General features: G+C 73.3%; 16 protein-coding genes. 8 read left to right on the top strand and 8 right to left on the bottom strand.

What is annotated here, in order from left to right; translation table 11 throughout:
* Nucleotides 1-13: 13 nt before the first annotated feature.
* Nucleotides 14-748: a Rossmann-fold NAD(P)-binding domain-containing protein gene (locus tag ACYVLJ_RS25995; RefSeq protein WP_460440690.1), complete on the bottom strand. Its 735-nt coding sequence runs from the start codon at nucleotides 746-748 to the stop codon at nucleotides 14-16.
* A 267-nt stretch (nucleotides 749-1,015) separates the two neighbouring features.
* On the opposite strand from ACYVLJ_RS25995, the gene ACYVLJ_RS25990 reads away from it, so the two are divergent.
* The 3 genes from ACYVLJ_RS25990 (at nucleotide 1,016) to ACYVLJ_RS25980 (ending at nucleotide 2,746) form a co-directional block, all read left to right on the top strand.
* Nucleotides 1,016-1,684, top strand: coding sequence for a hypothetical protein (locus ACYVLJ_RS25990; RefSeq protein WP_460440689.1), 669 nt, complete (start codon nucleotides 1,016-1,018; stop codon nucleotides 1,682-1,684).
* 2 nt (nucleotides 1,685-1,686) lie between these two features.
* Complete coding sequence (locus tag ACYVLJ_RS25985) at nucleotides 1,687-2,166, top strand: hypothetical protein (protein WP_460440688.1); 480 nt, start codon at nucleotides 1,687-1,689, stop codon at nucleotides 2,164-2,166.
* Between the two features lie 70 nt (nucleotides 2,167-2,236).
* On the top strand, nucleotides 2,237-2,746 hold the full coding sequence (locus ACYVLJ_RS25980; protein ID WP_451983337.1) for a mycothiol transferase: 510 nt from the start codon (nucleotides 2,237-2,239) through the stop codon (nucleotides 2,744-2,746).
* Here the strand turns inward: ACYVLJ_RS25980 and soxR are convergent, their stop codons facing one another.
* The gene (gene soxR / locus ACYVLJ_RS25975) at nucleotides 2,747-3,226 is read right to left on the bottom strand and encodes a redox-sensitive transcriptional activator SoxR (RefSeq protein WP_460440687.1); all 480 of its coding nucleotides are present in this window, start codon (nucleotides 3,224-3,226) and stop codon (nucleotides 2,747-2,749) included.
* Nucleotides 3,227-3,324: 98 nt separating this feature from the next.
* Here soxR and ACYVLJ_RS25970 point away from each other — a divergent pair, with 98 nt between their 5' ends.
* Nucleotides 3,325-3,918: an NADPH-dependent FMN reductase gene (locus tag ACYVLJ_RS25970; RefSeq protein WP_460440686.1), complete on the top strand. Its 594-nt coding sequence runs from the start codon at nucleotides 3,325-3,327 to the stop codon at nucleotides 3,916-3,918.
* Between the two features lie 5 nt (nucleotides 3,919-3,923).
* Here the strand turns inward: ACYVLJ_RS25970 and ACYVLJ_RS25965 are convergent, their stop codons facing one another.
* The 4 genes from ACYVLJ_RS25965 to ACYVLJ_RS25950 form a co-directional block, all read right to left on the bottom strand.
* The gene (locus ACYVLJ_RS25965; protein WP_460440685.1) at nucleotides 3,924-5,168 is read right to left on the bottom strand and encodes an FAD-dependent oxidoreductase; all 1,245 of its coding nucleotides are present in this window, start codon (nucleotides 5,166-5,168) and stop codon (nucleotides 3,924-3,926) included.
* 22 nt (nucleotides 5,169-5,190) lie between these two features.
* Nucleotides 5,191-5,688: a hypothetical protein gene (locus tag ACYVLJ_RS25960; RefSeq protein ID WP_460440684.1), complete on the bottom strand. Its 498-nt coding sequence runs from the start codon at nucleotides 5,686-5,688 to the stop codon at nucleotides 5,191-5,193.
* On the bottom strand, nucleotides 5,685-7,019 hold the full coding sequence (locus ACYVLJ_RS25955; RefSeq protein WP_460440856.1) for an ATP-binding protein: 1,335 nt from the start codon (nucleotides 7,017-7,019) through the stop codon (nucleotides 5,685-5,687). The genes ACYVLJ_RS25960 and ACYVLJ_RS25955 overlap by 4 nt, the downstream gene beginning before the upstream one ends.
* A 65-nt stretch (nucleotides 7,020-7,084) precedes the next feature.
* Complete coding sequence (locus ACYVLJ_RS25950) at nucleotides 7,085-7,774, bottom strand: response regulator (protein WP_460440683.1); 690 nt, start codon at nucleotides 7,772-7,774, stop codon at nucleotides 7,085-7,087.
* A gap of 110 nt (nucleotides 7,775-7,884) precedes the next feature.
* Between ACYVLJ_RS25950 and ACYVLJ_RS25945 the strand changes: the two genes are divergently transcribed.
* Both ACYVLJ_RS25945 and ACYVLJ_RS25940 read left to right on the top strand, forming a co-directional pair.
* Nucleotides 7,885-8,790 carry a phosphatase PAP2 family protein gene (locus ACYVLJ_RS25945; protein WP_451983324.1) on the top strand — a complete coding sequence of 302 codons (906 nt, stop codon included), beginning with the start codon at nucleotides 7,885-7,887 and terminating at the stop codon, nucleotides 8,788-8,790.
* Between the two features lie 314 nt (nucleotides 8,791-9,104).
* Nucleotides 9,105-10,481, top strand: coding sequence for a pyridoxal phosphate-dependent decarboxylase family protein (locus ACYVLJ_RS25940; protein ID WP_460440682.1), 1,377 nt, complete (start codon nucleotides 9,105-9,107; stop codon nucleotides 10,479-10,481).
* Here ACYVLJ_RS25940 and ACYVLJ_RS25935 read toward each other — a convergent pair.
* The gene (locus tag ACYVLJ_RS25935; RefSeq protein WP_460440681.1) at nucleotides 10,478-12,148 is read right to left on the bottom strand and encodes a thiamine pyrophosphate-dependent enzyme; all 1,671 of its coding nucleotides are present in this window, start codon (nucleotides 12,146-12,148) and stop codon (nucleotides 10,478-10,480) included. The two genes, ACYVLJ_RS25940 and ACYVLJ_RS25935, sit on opposite strands and share 4 nt — an antisense overlap.
* Nucleotides 12,149-12,150: 2 nt before the next feature.
* Here ACYVLJ_RS25935 and ACYVLJ_RS25930 point away from each other — a divergent pair, with 2 nt between their 5' ends.
* Both ACYVLJ_RS25930 and ACYVLJ_RS25925 read left to right on the top strand, forming a co-directional pair.
* Entirely contained in the window at nucleotides 12,151-12,825 is a 675-nt protein-coding gene (locus tag ACYVLJ_RS25930; RefSeq protein ID WP_460440680.1) for a GntR family transcriptional regulator, read from the top strand.
* Nucleotides 12,826-12,864: 39 nt separating this feature from the next.
* Nucleotides 12,865-13,710 (top strand): alpha/beta fold hydrolase, encoded by an 846-nt coding sequence (locus ACYVLJ_RS25925; protein ID WP_460440679.1) that lies wholly within the window; start codon nucleotides 12,865-12,867, stop codon nucleotides 13,708-13,710.
* Here the strand turns inward: ACYVLJ_RS25925 and ACYVLJ_RS25920 are convergent.
* Nucleotides 13,684-14,694, bottom strand: a complete 1,011-nt coding sequence (locus tag ACYVLJ_RS25920) for a pirin family protein (RefSeq protein ID WP_460440678.1) — start codon at nucleotides 14,692-14,694, stop codon at nucleotides 13,684-13,686. The genes ACYVLJ_RS25925 and ACYVLJ_RS25920 overlap by 27 nt on opposite strands.
* Between the last annotated feature and the right edge of the window lie 54 nt (nucleotides 14,695-14,748).

The following is a 14,748-nucleotide window of genomic DNA, read 5'->3' as shown; positions in this document are numbered from 1 at the left end:
GTCTTGTCCCCTCTCAGACGATTCCGCCGTTGGCGCGCAGCACCTGGCCGTTGACCCAGCGGGCCGGGCCGGCGAGGAACGCGACGACCTCGGCGATGTCCTCGGGACGGCCGAGGCGCTCGAGCGGCGGCTGCTTGGCCATCCGCTCGACGGTCTCCTCGTCCTTGCCGTCGAGAAACAACGCGGTCGCCGTCGGGCCGGGGGCGACGGTGTTCACGGTGATGTCGCGGCCGCGCAGCTCCCGCGCCAGGATCATGGTGATCGCCTCGACCGCGCCCTTGGTCGCGTTGTAAATGCCGTAGCCGGGCAGGTTCAGCCCGAGCACGGACGTCGAGGTGGTGATCACCGCCCCGCCGTCGCGCACGCGCTTCGCGGCTTGCTGGGCCACGGCGAACGTGCCGCGGATGTTCGTGCGGTGCACGCGGTCGAGGACGTCGAAGTCGGTGTCCGCGATCGGCGTCGGCGGGTTCATCACCCCGGCCAGGTGGGCGACGACGTCCACGCCGCCGTAGGTGGTCTCGGCGGCGTCGAACAGCGCCGCGACCTGGGCGGGTTCGGCCACGTCGGCGCGGACGGCGATCGCCTGGCCACCGCGCTCGGTGATGGCGTCGACCGCGGCCCGGGCCTCCTTCTCGTTGCCGGCGTAGGTGACGACGACCGCCAAGCCGTCGGCGGCCAGGCGCTCGGCGACCTGGCGGCCGATGCCGCGGGAGCCGCCGGTGACGATCGCGACGCGGGGAGTGCTCATCGGGGTTTTCCTTCCTCCGGTCCGGGCGGCGTCCGTAGCGCCGCTTCCGTCTTTCTGTTATCGACGATAGCACTCGAGTGGTAACAAGGATAGTCATCTGTTGTTATCGTCGTTACACCCCGGCGGACGGGTGACGGCATCCGGACGCACGGGCGCCGCCGGTCGGCCGAATCCGGAGGTCGAGAGCGGGTCGGCCGGTTTCGGGACGCGCGATCCGGGAACACCGGACCCATCGGGGGGCTCGACATCCTTGAAGGAGTTTGTGCGATGCCCACATGGCTGATCGTCCTGATCGTCGTCGTGGCCGTCGCGGTGCTCGGCGCCGTGATCTGGCTGGTGACGCAAGAGATGCAGCGAAAACGGCTGCAACAGCGGTTCGGTCCCGAGTACGACCGGGCCGTCGAAGAGAGCGACAATCCCCGTGCGGCGCAACGGGAACTGGCCGAGCGGGAACGCCGGCACAAGGAGCTCGACATCCGCCCCCTGTCGGCGTCGGCGCGCGAGCGCTACGCCCGGGAGTGGACGCAGGTCCAGGAGAAGTTCGTCGACCACCCGGCCGCCGCGGTCGCCGAAGCCGACCAGGTCCTGGTCGCCCTGATGGCCGAGCGGGGCTACCCGACCGAGGGCTACGAGCAGCAGGTGGCCGATCTTTCCGTGCGGCACGCGAAAACCCTGGAGCACTACCGCGCGGCGCACGCCACGCGGCAGAAGCGCGACGGAGCGTCCACTGAGGACCTTCGCGACGCGATGGTGCGCTACCGCGCCGTCTTCGAGGACCTGCTGACCGACGGCGCCGACGAGCACGACGAGCACCACGACCGCCGCAACGGCCATGACCACAACGGACACGAGCACGACGCCGACCGTCGTGAGACCGACCGGCCCGAAGGCCGGGCGACCGCGCAGCCGCGGACCGAGTGGAACGGAGGACGCTGACCATGACCGAGCACCTGACCCGCCACGGCGCGGACCACGACGAGGACGTCCGTGAGACCACGGAGGTACCCGGACAGGAGCGGCCGGACTTCGAGGAGCCGGACGAGAGCCGCGAGCCGGCCGGGCGGCACCTGAGCACGGCCGATCTCGCTTCCGCGGCCGACCGGCCCGAACCCGCGCGTGGTGCCGCTCCGACGTCCGACGGCGAGGCGGAGACGCCGCCGCTGATCGACGGGGAGAAGGTCACCGGGTTCCGCGACCGCTGGCAGAACGTGCAGACCGGCTTCGTCGACGACCCGAAGCAGGCCGTCCGCCAGGCCGACGAGCTGGTCGCGGCCGTCATCAGCGCGCTGGCCACGACGTTCGCCGAGCACAAGAGCGAGCTCGAAGGCCAGTGGCAGCAGGGCGAACCGGCCACCGAGGAGCTGCGGATCGCGCTGCGCCGCTACCGCTCGTTCTTCGACCAGCTGCTGCCGGGCTAGCCCGGCCCGTTTGCCGGCGGGCATGATCGGGTAGGTCGCCGGGGTAGGCACCAGCAACGGGAGGCAGCCGATGAACGTGGCCGATCTGCTCGTCGACGGGTTCAGCCGGGTCCAGGGCACGGTGCACGCGGCGGTGGAGGGGCTCACCGCCGAGCAGCTCACGGCCCGGCTGGACGACGACGCCAACTCGATCGCCTGGCTGGTCTGGCACCTGACCCGCGTCCAGGACGACCACGTCGCCGACGCGGCCGGGACCGAGCAGGTGTGGACCGGCGAAGACTGGCTTTCGCGGTTCGGCCTGCCGTTCCCGGCCGGCGACACCGGTTACGGCCACCGCCCCGCCGACGTCGAGGCGGTCCGGGTCGACAAGCCGGACCTGCTCACCGGCTACTACGACGCCGTGCACGAGCAGACCGTCCGGTTCGTCAGCGGCCTCGACGGCCAGGCGCTCGACCGGATCGTCGACGAGGCCTGGGATCCGCCGGTGTCGCTGGGAGTCCGGCTGATCAGCGTCCTCGACGACGACATCCAGCACGCCGGGCAGGCGATGTTCGTCCGCGGCGTGCTCGACCGCCGCTAGTCAGTCTTCGTAGCCTTCGCCCCGGTGGTCGGCGAGGCGCCGCGGGCCCGGCCCGTCGGTGCCCAGCCGGTCGCCGGGGTTGGCGAGCCGGCACTTCGCCAGCGACATGCAGCCGCAGCCGATGCAGTCGGTGAGCTGGTCGCGCAGCTGTTCCATCTGGCGGATCCGCGCGTTCAGGTCCTCCTGCCAGCACTTCGAGATCCGCGCCCAGTCGGCGCGCGTCGGCGTCCGGTCGTCCGGCAGCAGGGCGAGCACTTCGCGGATGGCCGACAGCGGCATGCCCACCCGCTGGGACATCCGGATGAACGTCACCCGCCGCAGCGCGTCGCGGCAGTAGCGGCGCTGGTTGCCGGCGGTGCGGCGGCTGCGGATGAGGCCTTCGTCCTCGTAGAACCGCAGGGCCGACGCGGGTACTCCGCTGCGCCGGGAGAGTTCGCCGACGGTGAGGTCGGGCAGCGGCCGGGCCGTGGCGTTCACCATGCTTTCCAGCCAACCACAGCCGCACGCTTGACTTCAAGCGAGCTTGAAGTCCGATCCTGACCCGGTCGGCACCAACGCCGCTGTGTCAAGGAGGAAGCGTGTCCGAAGCACCCGTGCGGGTCGCGGTGATCGTGGGAAGTGTCCGGGAAGGACGGTTCGGCCCGGTGGTGGCGGACTGGCTGGCCGGCGTCGCGGGCGACCACGGCGGCTTCGAGGTCGACGTCGTCGACCTCGCCGAGCCCGCCCTGCCGATGGCGATGCCGGCGTTCGGCGCGGCACCGGCGGAGGCGGTCGCGGCCGAGGTCGCGAAGGTGACCTCGCGGCTCGAGTCCGCCGACGCGTTCGTCGTCGTCACCCCGGAGTACAACCACAGCTACCCGGCATCGCTCAAGAACGTCATCGACTGGCACCGCGTCGAGTGGAGGGCGAAGCCGGTCGCGTTCGTTTCCTACGGCGGGATCTCCGGCGGCCTGCGCGCGGTCGAGCACCTGAGGGCGGTCTTCGCCGAGCTGCACGCGGTGACGATCCGCGAGACGGTCAGCTTCCACGGCGCCCACGCGCGCTTCGGCGCGGACGGCCTGCCCACGGACGACGGCGCGGCCGTCGCGGCCGAGGCGCTGCTCGACCAGCTGGGCTGGTGGGCCCGGTCGCTGGCGGACGCGCGGGCCGTCCGGCCGTACCCCGCGGCCTGACTCGTTCACGACATCGGCTTGCCGTGGCGCTCCACAGTGGACGGACGGCGGGCGAAGCGCGGCGCGTGCTCCGGCCGGAGGCCGAACCCGATCAGGTAGGCGCCGAGGGCCTGCAACACCGGCGTCCGCCCGACCAGGCGCAGCAAAGCCGGCATGCCGCGCAGAGTCCCGTCGAGACAGGGCTTCAGCAGCAGCGCGTGCTCGGCGCGCTGGGCCCACTGGACCGCCGCCGTCGGGAGCCACCGGCGCCGCCGGAGCGCGGCGAGCTTCCGCGGCGGCACCCGGCCGTGGCGCAGCGGTTTCGCCAGCAGGGCCGCCGTCGCCACCGCGTCCTGGATCGCCAGGTTCACCCCGACGCCGCCGGTCGGCGACATCGGGTGAGCCGCGTCGCCGATGCACAGCACGCCGTCGGCGTGCCAGCGCCGCAGCCGCCCCATCCGGACGTCGAGGTGGCGCACGTCGTCCCACGAGCGGATCGCCGCCAGCCGGCCGGTGTCCCAGCCCATCAGCGCGCCGATCCGGGCGCGGAAGCCGGCGATGTCGCCCCGGCGCAGCTCGGCGTCGTGGCCCTTCGGGATCAGGTAAGACGTCTGGAAGTAGCTCCCGCGGTCCATGGTCGCCGCGGCCTGGCCGTCGCCCAGCCGCACGAACAGCTGGCCGTCCGGACCCGGTCGCGGGCCCTTCGGCACGCGGACCTGCCAGACGTCCATCGGCACCGGGAACTCCCGCAGCTCCAGGCCGGCCGCGCGGCGCACCGCCGACCAGCGGCCGTCGCAGCCGACCGTGAGGTCCGCGGCCAGCTCGCGGACCTGGCCGCGGTCGTCTCGGTAGCGGACCCCGGTCACGCGCTCGCCTTCGCGCAGCAGTCCGGTCACCTCGCAGCCCCTCCGCAGCGACAGCCCCGGCTCGGCGCCGGCGAGCAGGGCGAGGAAGTCGGCCTGCGGCACCATCGCGAGGTGGTCGTACGGCTTCCGGAGCCGCCCGAAGTCGGCGGCGACGATCTGCTCGTCGCGCACCCGCAGCCGCGCCTTCGCCAGCAGGCCGCGCGGCAAAGTGGCGAAACGCTCGGCCAGCCCCAGCTCGGCCAGCAGCCGCAGGGTCGACGGATGCACCGTGTCGCCCCGGAAGTCCCGCCGGAAGTCGTGGTGCTTCTCCAGCACGACGACGTCGACCCCGGCGCGGACCAGCAGCAGCCCGAGCATCACCCCAGCCGGGCCGCCGCCGGCGACGCAGCACCGCACGCGTTCCATGCCCCGACCGTAGCCACCGCGCTCAGGAGGCCTGGCAGGTCTGGGCCGGCAGCGTGGTGTCCTGCCCGACGAGCGTGATGGTGCCGCCCACGACGTACGAGCCCACGGCGGCCAGCGCCGCGAACGAGGTGCACACCAGCTGGTCGACCGCGGTCGCGCTGAGCCGGCCGATCGGGAACGGGAACGTGATCGCCGCGGGCGTGCCGGGGGAGAGCGCGATCGGCCCCGCCTCGGGCGGCAGCATCGTCGTGTAGCCGTCGGCCGCCTCGGCGTCGGTCGGACCGCTCAGCAGCACCGAAAGTGCGGTGCTGACACCGACGGAGTGATCCGACGGCCGCGCCACGGGCCGCACCCGCCCGTCCATGACGAAGTAGAGGATCAGGTCGGCACCGCCCCCGCCGCCCGCCGGGTTCCGCAGCGTCGGCGCCGGCCCGGCCCCGACCGCGGGCGTCGGCTTGATCCCGCACCCGCCGGCCAGCGCCAAGACGGCCAGCGTCACCACGACGAAGAGCTTCTTCACCACGCCTCCCGAGGCAGCCGCAGCTCGAACCGGGCGCCCGTGCCGGTGTTCGCCGCGACGATGTCGCCGCCGTGCAGCCGCGCGTTCTCCCGGGCGATGGACAGCCCGAGCCCGCTGCCTTCCGAGCGCGCGCGGGCGGTGTCGGCCTTGGTGAAGCGGTCGAACACCCCGGGCAGCACCTCCGCCGGGATGCCCGGCCCGTGGTCGGTCACGGTCAGCACGACCTCGCCGTCCTCGGCCCGCAGCACCACCTCCACCGGCGGCGCGCCGTGGCGCATCGCGTTGCCGACCAGGTTCGCCACGACGATGTCCAGCCGCCGCCGGTCGAGCGCGGCCTCGATGCCGGCCGGCAGCTCGGTCACCAGGTCTTCGCCCGGCTCCCAGCCCCGCGCGGCGAGGCTGTCGGCGACCGCCGAAGCGACGTCGAGCTGCTCCCGCCGCAGCTCCGCCCGCCCGGCGTCGAACCGGGAGATCTCGATCAGGTCCTGCACCAGCCGGGTGAGCCGCTTCGTCTCGGCCGACACGAGCCGCGCGGCGACGGCGGTGTCCGCGGGCAGCTGGCCGGCGTCCTCGTCGAGCACGTCGGTGACGGCGTTCATCGCGGCCAGCGGCGTGCGCAGCTCGTGCGAGACGTCGGCGACGAACCGCCGCGCGTCGGCCTCCATCGCGCGCAGCGTGCCGACCGTGCGCTCCAGCTCGGCCGCGGTGTTGTTGAACGTCGTGACCAGCTGCGCGAGCTCGTCGGACCCCTTGACGCGCAGCCGCACGTCCAGCCGGCCCCGGCCGAGCTGGCTCGCGGCGGTGTTGAGGGCACGCACGGGCCGCAGGACCTGCCGTGCGGCCAGCAGCGCGACGGCCACGGCGAACGGCAGCGCGAGCGCGGAGTACAGCCACGCCGTCGTGGCCAGCTCGCCGATCGCGGCCTGCTGCTGGGACAGCGACGTCACAGCGTAGACCTCGAGGCCGCTCGGTTTGGCGCCGGTCTGCACCGGGATCCCGACGAAGAACTGCGGGAACCCCTGGGTGACGACCCGCTGGAACTGGATGTTCGTGCTGGTGGCCACGGCCCGGCGCAGCTCGGCGGGCACCTCCTCGAGCAGCAGGCCCGACGACGAGTGCAGGCCGTGGTAGACGACGAGCGCGCCGCTGGACTTGAGCGCCGCGGCGAACGCGTCGAGCGTGGCCTGGTTCGGCGGCAGCGACACGGTCGGCAGGTACGTGACGATCTGGTCGCGCAGCTTCAGCATCGTCTGGTCCTGGACGCCGCCGAGGATCGCGTTGCGCGCGGAGATGTAGCTCGCACCCGCCGCGGTCGTCGCGCCGAGGATCATGATCACCGCGAAGGCGGCGACCAGGCGGGGCCGCAACCCGGCGAGCCACGAGCGGATCCGGTGGTTCACGAGCGGCCGAACCGGTAGCCGAACCCCCGGACCGTCTGCACGTACTCCGGCTTCGCCGGCACGTCTTCGATCTTCGCGCGCAGCCGCTGCACGCAGGCGTCGACCAGCCGCGAGTCGCCGAGGTAGTCGTGGTCCCACACGGCGGAGAGGATCTGCTGGCGGCTGTACACCTGCCCGGGCGTGCGCGAGAGTTCCAGCAGCAGCTTGAGCTCGGTCGGCGTCAGCGAAACCGGGGCACCGCGCTTGGTCACCTCGAGCCCGGCCCGGTCGATCACCAGGTCGCCGTGGCGTTCCTCGGGCTCAGGTACCTCGCCGGGGCGCTCGGCGACGGCCCGGCGCAGCACGGCCCGGATCCGCGCGTCCAGCACGCGCGGTTCGACCGGCTTGGCCACGTAGTCGTCCGCGCCCGCTTCGAGCCCGGCGACGATGTCGAAGTCGTCGCTGCGCGCGGTGAGCATGATGATCGGGATCGGCCCGGCCACGCGCATCCGGCGGCACGTCTCGAAGCCGTCCATGCCGGGCAGCATCAGGTCGAGCACGACGATGTCGGGCCGGTGGTGCACGAGCGCCTCGATGCCGCGCTCGCCCGATTCCGCCGTGCGCACCACGTGTCCCTGCCGGCGCAGGGCCAGTTCCAGTCCTTCCCGCACCGCCGCGTCGTCTTCCACCACCAGTACCTCGGCCACGGCGCCATTATTCGGAAAAGCGCACGTCGTGGCGACCCGGGCGGATCTTGTAGCAAAACCATGACATCGCGCTGACGGGATCTCGAAATGCCGTCCCCAGACTCGGGGACATGGCAGTGATGACCTCCGAGGCCCGTCCGACCACCCCGCCCTCCGGCCGCCACGCGCTCGTGACCCGGGCCGCGTCCCGCACCGCCGTGCTGGCGGCGAGCGCGGCCGGGTTCGCCCTCGCGTTCGTCGCGGCCTATCTCCTGTTCGTGCGGACGGAGGCCGGCCGCGGCGTCGAGAACGGCGTCGTCCGCAGCGCCCAGTCCGCGGGGACCACAGTGGACTGGGCGGCCCCGCTGCGCGACGTCGACCTGGTGGCCGTCCTCGGCGGCGTCGCGGTGCTGCTGGTGGTGCTCGCCCTGGCCCGGCGGCGGCTCGCGCTGGGCGTGACGGCACTGGCGCTGCTCGCTGCTCCCCTGGTGGTGGCGCAGTTGCTCAAGCTGTACGTCCTCGACCGCCCGGTGACGGGCGAGCGGTTCGGCGTCGCGAGCCACAACAGCTTCCCGAGCGGCCACGTCAGCGCGGCGATGGCGGTGCTGGTCGCGCTGGCGATCGTCCTGCCGCGCCGCTTCCGCAGGCTGACGTTCGTGGCGGGCGGCCTCGGCGTCGCCTGGGTCTCGGCGGCGGCGGTGGCCCTGGGCTGGCACCGCCTGAGCGACACCATCGGCGGCTGCCTGCTGGTCGCCGCGGTCACGTGTACGGGCGCGGCGGTGGTCTCCGCCCGCCGCCCCGACGGTGACCGGGTCCCGCCGGTCCCGGTCCTGTGCGGCCTGTTCGCACCGGCGGCCCTGGTGCTGGCCGGGTATTGGGTGCTGAGCACGGCGACGTCGGGCGCGGCCCAGTTCGTCGCAGCGATGGTCTTGGCGGCGTTGTCGGCGATGGCGGTGGTGCTGCTGCTGGCCGGGCCCCTGCGCCGGGTGACGTTCGACCCGGCCGAGGCCCGGGTCCGGCGGATTCGGCGTCGCTGACCGGGCTTGGCACTCGGGTGTTGGTCGCCCGGTAGGCGGGCGGGCTCGCGATCCTGGGGCTGGCTCGCGGGTCTGGGAAGGACGGCTCGCCAGGTCAGCGGCCAGGCCCGCGGGTCTGGCGGGGGTTGCTTCCGGGCATCTCCCGTGATTGGCGGGGTATCTCGTGTGATTGGGCGGGCATCTCGCGTGATTGGAGAGGCATCATGCGTGATTGAAGGGGCATCACGTGTGATTGGCGGGTCGACACGGGTGGCGGGCCAGTTTTGGTGGATTGGACCGCGACAGGCGTTGGTGGGCGGCCTAGCGTCGGGGTTGTGCATCCTAGGCTTGCCGAAGACCTGAAGTCCTTGCCCGAACTTCTTGATGCCGCGCGGAAACTTGCCGGCGAGGCGCTGGCCGGGCTGTCTGAGCGGGCTGCTGCCGTTCCGCCCGGCGATGTCGTTCGCGCGCCTTTGCCGCGTGAAGGGGTTGGCGCGCGTGGGGCGCTGGAGGAGTTTTCGCAGCGCTGGGAAGGCGGCTTCGCGGGGAGCGCCGGGCCGCGGTACCTCGGGTTCGTCACCGGCGGTGCGACTCCGGCGTCGCTGGCCGGTGACTGGCTCACCGCCACCTATGACCAGAACCCCGCCAGTGGCATGGATTCCTCGGCGCAGGACCTGGAACGCGAGACGGTCGGCTGGCTGGCCGAGTTGTTCGGGCTCGGCCCGGAGTTCTCCGGCGCCTTCGTCACCGGGGCCACGATGTCCACCGTCACCGGCCTCGCCATCGCCCGCGAATGGCTCGGCGAGCGCGCCGGGGTGGCGGTGTCCGACGACGGCGCCGCGGCGCTCGGCCCGGTCACCGTGCTGTCCGGCTCGCCGCACTCGAGCATCCTGAAAGCGTTGTCGTTCCTCGGGATGGGCCGTTCGGCGCTCCGGAAGGTGCCGGTGCTCCCGGACCGCGAAGCCGTCGACGTGGCGAAACTCGCCGAGGCGCTCGACGAGCAGGACGGCCCGATCGTCGTCGTCGCGAACGCGGGCACGGTGAACACCGTCGACTTCGACGACCTGCGCGCGATCGCCGCGCTCAAGCAGCGGTACGACTTCTGGCTGCACGTCGACGCCGCGTTCGGCGGCTTCGCCGCGCTGGCCCCGCAGCACGCAGCGCTGACCGCGGGCCTCGACCAGGCCGACTCGGTCGTCATCGACCTGCACAAGTGGCTCAACGTGCCCTACGACTCCGCCGTCCAGTTCACCCGCCGCCGCGACCTGCAGCTGCGCGTGTTCGGCAACAACGCCGCCTACCTCGGCGAAATCGGCGACGACCCGGACTTCCTGCACCTCACGCCCGAGAACTCCCGGCGGCTGCGCGCCCTCCCGGCCTGGTTCTCGCTCGTCGCCTACGGCCGGGACGGGCACCGCGAGATCGTCGAGCGGTGCGTCGCCCTCGCCCGGGACCTCGGCGCGCGCCTCGACGGATCGCCGCGCTGGCGGCTGCTCGCACCGGTGCGGCTGAACGTCGTCTGCTTCGCCCCGGCCGCCGGGGGTGACGTCGACGCCCTCGTGCGTGCCATCGCCGAGGACGGGACCACCTTCTTGACCCCCACCGTGTACGACGGCCGGCCCGCCCTCCGGGCCGCCTTCAGCAACTGGCGGACGACCACCGCCGACGTCGACCGCGTGTTCGCCGCGCTCGAGCGTGTGGCCGCCGGCTAGCTGCGGTCCGACTTCGGCATCAGGTACTTCCACGGCGAGGCGCCGACGCCCAGCTCGCACAGCACGTGCACCAGGGCCGGCCGGCCCGCGGCGAACGCCTTCTCCAGCGCGCCGCGCAGGTCGTCCGGGGTGCGCGCGGTGAGGCCGAGCGCGCCGAACGTCTCGGCGAGCCGCGCGAAGTCCGGGTTCCGCAGCCGCCCGCCGAGCGCCCGGCCCTCGAACAGCCGCTCCTGGTCGAGGTGGACGTTGCCGTAGTAGCCGTTGTCGAACACGACCGCCACCACGTTCAGCCCGTACTGGACGGCCGTCGCGAGCTCCTGGGCGGCGAACATGAAACCGCCGTCCCCGGTCACCGAGACCACCGGGCGGTCGGGGAACGCCGCCTGCACGCCGAGTGCCGTCGGATAGCCGAAGCCGAGCGTGCCCTGGTGGCCGCACGTGACGAAGGTGCGGGGCGAGTAGACCTCGAACCCGAAGTAGGACGCGAAGCCGACCTGGCAGATCTCTTCGACGAAGAAACCGTCGCGGGGCAGCACGTCCCGGATCGCCTGAAGGTACTCCAGCTCCGGCCCGACGTCCGCGAAGCGTTCGGCCACGGTGGCCTTCACCGCCGTGAACTCCTCGGTCCGGTCCGTCCTTTGTGGACCTGCGGCCTCGGTCAGCGCGGCCGTCGCGTCGGCCGCGTCGGCGACGATCGCGACGTCCGCCGCCAGCCGGGTCGCCTGCCGCGGGTCGATGTCGAGCAGGACGGTCTTCAGCCCGGCGGGCTTTTCCGGCCAGCGGAACCACGACAGCTCCATCCGCGACCCGATGCCGATCACGACGTCCGTCTCGGCCCACCGTTCGAACCCGGAGACGCAGGTGAAGCCCAGCGGGTGGTCGTCGCCGACGATGCCGCGCCCGCCGCGGAACGGCACCACCGGCGCCTGCAGCCGTTCGGCCAGCGCCCGGACCTCGGCGGCCGCGTGCCGGGCGCCGCCGCCCACCATGATCATCGGGTTCTTCGCACCGGCCAGCAGTTCCGCCGCCTCGGCGACGGCAGCCGGGTCGACGGCCGGCCGGGGGAGCGGGCGCGGCCCGGCGACCGTCGCGGGAGCCCGCAGGCCCAGGACGTCCCACGGGACGGCCAGGGACACCGGCCTCGGCCGCCCGCCCGCCGCCTCCCCGAACGCGGTCGCCAGCGCGTCCGGCACCTCGACCGGGTGCTCCACCAGCGCCGACCACTTGGTCATCGTCCGGAGGGTGGCCAGCTGGTCGGGCATCTCGTGCAGGTGCCCGAGCCCGCGGCCGAGGTAGGCGCGCGGGATCTCGCTCGTGAGGCACAGGACCGGCGCGCTCGCACCGTGCGCCGAGAGCAGCGCGGCCGACGCGTTGAGGACGCCGGGACCGGGCACCACGGTGTAGACGCCCGTCCGCCCGGTCGCCTGGGCGTAGCCGAACGCCATGTAGGCGACGGTCTGCTCGTGCCGGGCGCCGATCACCCGGATGGCGTCCCCCGCGCGGGCCAGGCTGTCGAACAGGTCGTAGGTCTGCACGCCGGGCAGTCCGAAGACGGTGTCCACGCCGTGGGCCCGCAGCCCGTCGACGATCAGGTCGGCCGCGGTCGGCGCGGGCTGGGGGATCGGCATCGGCACGGCCTCCTGGGCGTCGTCCGTCGGCAGGACCATATATGGTTTCCTACATGATCAGCGCGTCCTCGGGAAGACCGGTCACGAAGTCCCAGCTGGCCTACGAGACGATCAAAGCCAGGATCCTCGACGGCCGCTACGGGCCCGGGTACCGGCTGGTGCTCGACCAGATCGGCCGCGAGCTCGACGTCAGCGCGGTGCCGGTCCGCGAGGCCCTGCGCCGGCTCGAGGCCGAGGAGCTGATCCAGTTCGAGCGGAACGTCGGTGCCCGGGTGGTGGCCATCGACCCCACGGAGTACCGGCACGCGATGCAGACCGTGGCGATCGTGGAGGGGGCGGCGACCGGTCTCGCCGCGCCGTTGCTCACGCCGGAGGCCCTGGCGCGTGCCCGTTCCCTGAACGAGCGGATGCGCCGCAGCCTCGCCGAGTTCGACCCCCTGGCCTTCACCGCGCTGAACGCCGAGTTCCACGAGGTGCTGTTCGGCGCCTGCCCGAACCCGAACCTGGTCGACCTGGTGCAGCGCTGCTGGACCCGTCTCGCCGCGGTCCGCGACAGCACGTTCGCCTCGGTGCCGGGGCGCGCCCCGAAGTCCGTCGAGGAGCACGAGCGCCTGCTCGAGCTGATCGAGGCGGGGGCCGATCCGGCGGAGGTCGAGGGGTTCGCGCGGGGACACCGGCTGGCGACGCTGGACGCCTATCTCGCCCGGGCGAAGTGAAGGCTTGCCCGGCGTGGCCGGGAGGTGCCAGGGTCGGGAATGCCGATCTTCCCCGCGCCTGACGGGACCGCGCTCGCCTGCCGGCTCCTGGGTTCCGGTGGCGAGCCGCCCCTGGTCTGCCTCCCGGGCGGGCCGATGCGGGCCGGGGCGTACCTCGGTGAGCTCGGCGGGCTGGCAGCCCGGCGCCGGCTCGCTGTGCCGGACCTGCGGGGGACCGGGGAATCCGAAGAACCCGCCGACCCGGCGACCTACCGGTGTGACCGGCAGGTCGAGGACGTCGAGGCGCTGCGCAAGCACCTCGGGCTCGAGCGGTTCGACCTGCTGGGGCACTCGGCCGGGGCGAGCCTGGCCGTGCTGTACGCCGCCCGGTATCCCGGACGGCTGCGCCGGCTCGTGCTCGTGACGCCCAGCCCGCGGGCCGTCGGTTTCCCGCTGTCCGTCGGCGAACGACGGCTGATCATGGCCCGGCGGGCGGGCGAGCCCTGGTTCGCCGCGGCCGCCGCGGCCTACGAGGCCATCGCCGCCAGGACGGCGACCAGCGCCGACTGGGCGGCCGTCGCGCCGATGTACTACGGCCGCTGGGACGACGCCGCCCGGCGGCACCAGGCCGCCGAGCCCGGTCAGCGCAACGGCGTCGCCGCGCGCGCCTTCAACGCCGACGGTGCCTTCGAACCCGAAGTCACGCGAGCCGCTCTCGGTGCGGTCGAGGCTCCGGTCCTGGTGGTCGCCGGCGAGCTGGACTGGATCGCCAGCCCGGCCGTCGCGGCCGAGTTCGCCGCGCTTTTCCCTGCCGGCCGCGTGGCCGTCATGCCCGGCGCCGCGCACTATCCCTGGCTGGACGACGGGCCCGCGTTCGTCTCAGCCGTGGCGGGTTTCCTGGCCTGAACCCGGGTTCCGGCGCGGCTTGATGCGGACGGCCGGCAGCTCCGGCGCGGGGAGGCGTTGCGGGGTGCCCGTGTAGCCGTCGACCTTGCCGAACTGGTCGGATTCCGCCTGCCACGCCTCGCGGAAGGCGGCGATCTCCTCGTGGGTCCGGCCGACGAAGTTCCACCACATCAGGATTTCTTCGTCGAACGGGGTCCCGCCGAGCAGGAGGAACCGGGCGGGCGCCGTGCCTCGGTTGCTCAGCGTCAGGGAGTGCACGCCGATGCCGACGTAGCCCAGTTCCGCCGCGCGGACACGGGTGCCCGCGACGACCACGTCGCCGGTGTCGACCAGGACGCCGTGCTCGAAGCGCGGGTCGACGCCGAGGGACATGTGAGCGTCCGGGCCCAGGACGATTTCCGCGCCCAGCAGCGGGGTGAACGTCGGGATCGGGGACGTGCGCCCGGCCAGCGAACCGAGGAACACCCGGATTTCGGCGCCCTCGATCCGGTTCACCGACGGCACGTAGTGGTCGAAGGCCCGCGCCGTGTGCCGGTGCCGCTCGGGCAGCGCGACCCAGAGCTGGACGCCGTGGAGCGTCTTCGTGGCCGCGGTCGAGACCTCCGAGTGGCAGATGCCGTGCCCGCCGGTCATCAGGTTCAGCTCGCCGGGGCGCACCATCGCGTGGGTGCCGAGGCTGTCGTGGTGCTCGATTTCGCCGGCGAACAGCCAGCTCACCGTCTGGAGGCCGGTGTGCGGGTGCGGGGCCACGTCCATCGCGCCGGCGCCGGCGACCTCGTCCGGGCCGTAGTGGTCGGCGAAGCACCAGGCGCCGATCAGCGAGCGGGCCCGCTGCGGGAGGGTGCGCCGGACCCGCATCGCCCGCGGGCCGCCCAGGGGGACCTCGCGCGGGGTGAGGATCTCGACGGCCGGGCGCTCGGGGTCGGCGGCCGTGGGCCGGTCGCCACAGGCGAGCTCGGCGGGGGCTGCCTCGGTGTTGCTCATGGGCGCCACGGTAGTCGCGTCGGCCGGGGAGGCTCGGGTGGTGCGGGCTCGGTC

It is taken from the genome of Amycolatopsis stemonae, from assembly GCF_054781455.1.
Note: the sequence above shows the minus strand (reverse complement) of the source record. Positions and strands in the feature narration are given on the sequence as shown.